At 62.1% G+C, this 2,953-nt stretch carries 3 protein-coding genes; all 3 read right to left on the minus strand.

Going from position 1 to position 2,953, the window contains the following annotated elements:
* A partial coding sequence (locus KGB20_RS24465; RefSeq protein ID WP_223533101.1) for an NAD(P)(+) transhydrogenase (Re/Si-specific) subunit beta occupies window positions 1-1,421 on the minus strand: 1,421 nt, incomplete at its 3' end.
* Window positions 1,418-1,771: an NAD(P) transhydrogenase subunit alpha gene (locus KGB20_RS24470; RefSeq protein WP_057712569.1), complete on the minus strand. Its 354-nt coding sequence runs from the start codon at window positions 1,769-1,771 to the stop codon at window positions 1,418-1,420. The genes KGB20_RS24465 and KGB20_RS24470, both read right to left, overlap by 4 nt.
* 11 nt (window positions 1,772-1,782) lie before the next feature.
* Window positions 1,783-2,904, minus strand: coding sequence for a Re/Si-specific NAD(P)(+) transhydrogenase subunit alpha (locus KGB20_RS24475; RefSeq protein WP_102685615.1), 1,122 nt, complete (start codon window positions 2,902-2,904; stop codon window positions 1,783-1,785).
* Between the last annotated feature and the right edge of the window lie 49 nt (window positions 2,905-2,953).

Consider the following 2,953-nt stretch of genomic DNA (forward strand, 5'->3'; position numbering starts at 1 on the left):
ACCATGTCTTCGATGACCTTTTTAGCGTCGCCGAACACCATCATGGTCTTGTCCAGGTAGAACAGTTCGTTGTCCAGGCCGGCGTAGCCGCTGGCCATCGAGCGCTTGTTGACGATGATGGTCTTGGCCTTGAACGCTTCGAGGATCGGCATGCCGGCAATCGGCGATTTCGGATCGTTCTTCGCGGCCGGGTTGACCACGTCGTTGGCGCCCAACACCAGTACCACGTCGGCCTGGCCGAACTCGGAGTTGATGTCGTCCATCTCGAACACCTGGTCGTAAGGCACTTCGGCCTCGGCCAGCAACACGTTCATGTGGCCGGGCATACGACCGGCAACCGGGTGGATCGCATACTTCACGGTCACGCCGCGATGGGTCAGCTTCTCGGTCAGCTCTTTCAGTGCGTGCTGCGCACGTGCCACCGCCAGACCGTAGCCCGGCACGATGATCACGGTGTCGGCGTTGGTCAGCAGGAAGGTCGCGTCGTCGGCCGAACCGGACTTCACCGGACGGGCTTCTTTCGAACCCGCCGGGCCGGCCGCGTCCGCCGTATTGCCGAAGCCCCCGAGCAGCACATTAAAGAAGGAGCGGTTCATCGCCTTGCACATGATGTACGAGAGGATTGCACCGGACGAACCTACCAGCGAGCCGGCGATGATCAGCATCGAGTTGTTCAGCGAGAAGCCGATGCCCGCCGCTGCCCAGCCGGAGTAGCTGTTGAGCATCGACACGACCACGGGCATGTCCGCGCCGCCGATCGGGATGATGATCAGCACGCCGAGCACGAAGGCCAACGCCAGCATCACGCCGAAAGCGGTGTAGTCGCCGGTGAGCATGAACGTCACGCCCAGGCCCAGTGTGGCCAGGCCCAGCAGCAGGTTCAGCTTGTGCTGGCCACTGAACTGTACCGGTGCACCCTGGAACAGGCGGAACTTGTACTTGCCAGACAGCTTGCCGAAGGCGATCACCGAACCGGAGAAGGTGATTGCACCGATGGCGGCACCGAGGAACAGTTCCAGGCGGTTACCGGCCGGGATCGCGTCACCGAGTTGCTTGACGATGCCCAGCGACTGCGGTTCGACCACGGCAGCCACGGCGATGAACACCGCGGCCAGGCCGATCATGCTGTGCATGAAGGCGACCAGCTCCGGCATCTTGGTCATTTCAACGCGTTTGGCCATGATCGAACCGGCGGTGCCGCCGATCAGCAGGCCGACGATCACGTAGACGATACCGTCCTGGGCCAGTTCGGCACCGAGCTTGTAGATCAGGCCGACCGTGGTGAGGATCGCCAGGCCCATGCCGAGCATGCCGAACAGGTTGCCACGGCGCGACGTGGTGGGGTGCGAGAGGCCCTTGAGCGCCTGGATGAAGCAGACCGAGGCGATCAAATACAGGGACGTAACCAGGTTCATGCTCATGCTTGCTGCACCTCGGCCTTGACTGCTTCAGCTTTGGCGGCCGGAGCTTTTGCCGGCGCTTTCTTCTTGAACATTTCCAGCATGCGGCGGGTGACCAAAAAGCCACCGAATACGTTGACCGCGGCCAGGGCCACGGCCAGGGTGCCCATGGTCTTGCCCAGTGGCGTCACGGTGAGGGCGGCGGCCAGCATGGCACCGACGATCACGATCGCCGAGATCGCGTTGGTCACCGCCATCAACGGGGTGTGCAGCGCAGGCGTGACGTTCCAGACCACGTGGTAACCGACATAGATCGCCAGCACGAAGATGATCAGGTTGTAGATACCGTCAGAGATCAGCATGTCTTCCATTGTTTTTATCCTCAGCCGTTCTTGCGCACGATCTGGCCGTCGCGGCACATCAGGCACGCGGCGACGATATCGTCTTCAAGGTTGATCACCAGTTGTCCTTCTTTATCGAACAACAGTTTCATGAAGTCCAGCAGGTTGCGGGCGTACAGCGCCGAAGCGTCAGCCGCCACGGCGCTGGCCAGGTTGGTCGGGCCCACGATGGTCACGCCGTTTTCGACGACCACCTGGTCGGCCACGGTCAGCGGGCAGTTGCCGCCCTGGGCGGCCGCGAGATCGATGACCACCGAACCCGGTTTCATCTGGGCCACGGTTTGCGCGCTGAGCAGCGTCGGTGCCTTGCGGCCCGGAATCAGCGCGGTGGTGATAACGATGTCCGCCTGCTTGGCGCGTTCGTGCACGGCCGCGGCCTGGCGCTGCATCCAGCTGGCCGGCATCGGGCGAGCGTAACCGCCGACACCGACGGCGCATTCGCGCTCTTCATCGGTCTCGTAAGGCACGTCGACGAACTTGGCGCCGAGGGATTCGATCTGTTCTTTTACCGCAGGACGCACGTCAGACGCTTCGATCACCGCCCCCAGGCGCTTGGCGGTAGCGATGGCCTGCAAACCGGCCACACCGGCACCCAGAATCAGCACGCGGGCCGCTTTCACGGTGCCCGCAGCGGTCATCAGCATTGGCATGAAACGCGGGTAGTAGTGAGCGGCCAGCAACACAGCCTTGTAGCCGGCGATGTTGGCTTGCGACGACAGTACGTCCAGGCTCTGGGCGCGGGAGGTGCGCGGCGCGGCTTCCAGGGCAAAGGCGGTAATGCCGCATTCGGCCATTTTGGCGATGGTTTCATTGCTGAACGGATTGAGCATGCCCACCACTACGGTGCCGCTCTTGATCAGGGCGAGCTCGCTGTCGCTGGGGGCGACGACTTTGAGAATCAGCTCGGCAGCAAACGCATCGTTGGCGCTGCCAATGCTTGCGCCTGCCGCTTCATAGGCACTGTCGACAACGCTGGCATTGATGCCGGCGCCGCTTTGTACAGTGACCTTATGGCCCTGGCCGATCAGCTTCTTGATGGTTTCCGGGGTTGCAGCAACCCGTGTTTCACCGGTCTGGGTTTCGAGAGGAACACCAATGTGCACGTCAAATCTCCTGCGTGATCTTATTGAGTAAACCCATGCACTACGGATG

Origin of the sequence: Pseudomonas sp. BF-R-30, from assembly GCF_019956175.1 — a bacterium.
Classification (GTDB): Bacteria; Pseudomonadota; Gammaproteobacteria; order Pseudomonadales; family Pseudomonadaceae; genus Aquipseudomonas; species Aquipseudomonas jessenii.

What these genes read in the sequence shown, in the direction of transcription:
- KGB20_RS24470 (WP_057712569.1), bottom strand. Translation starts at nt 1,771, where the DNA reads ATGGAAGACATGCTGATCTCTGACGGTATCTACAACCTGATCATCTTC.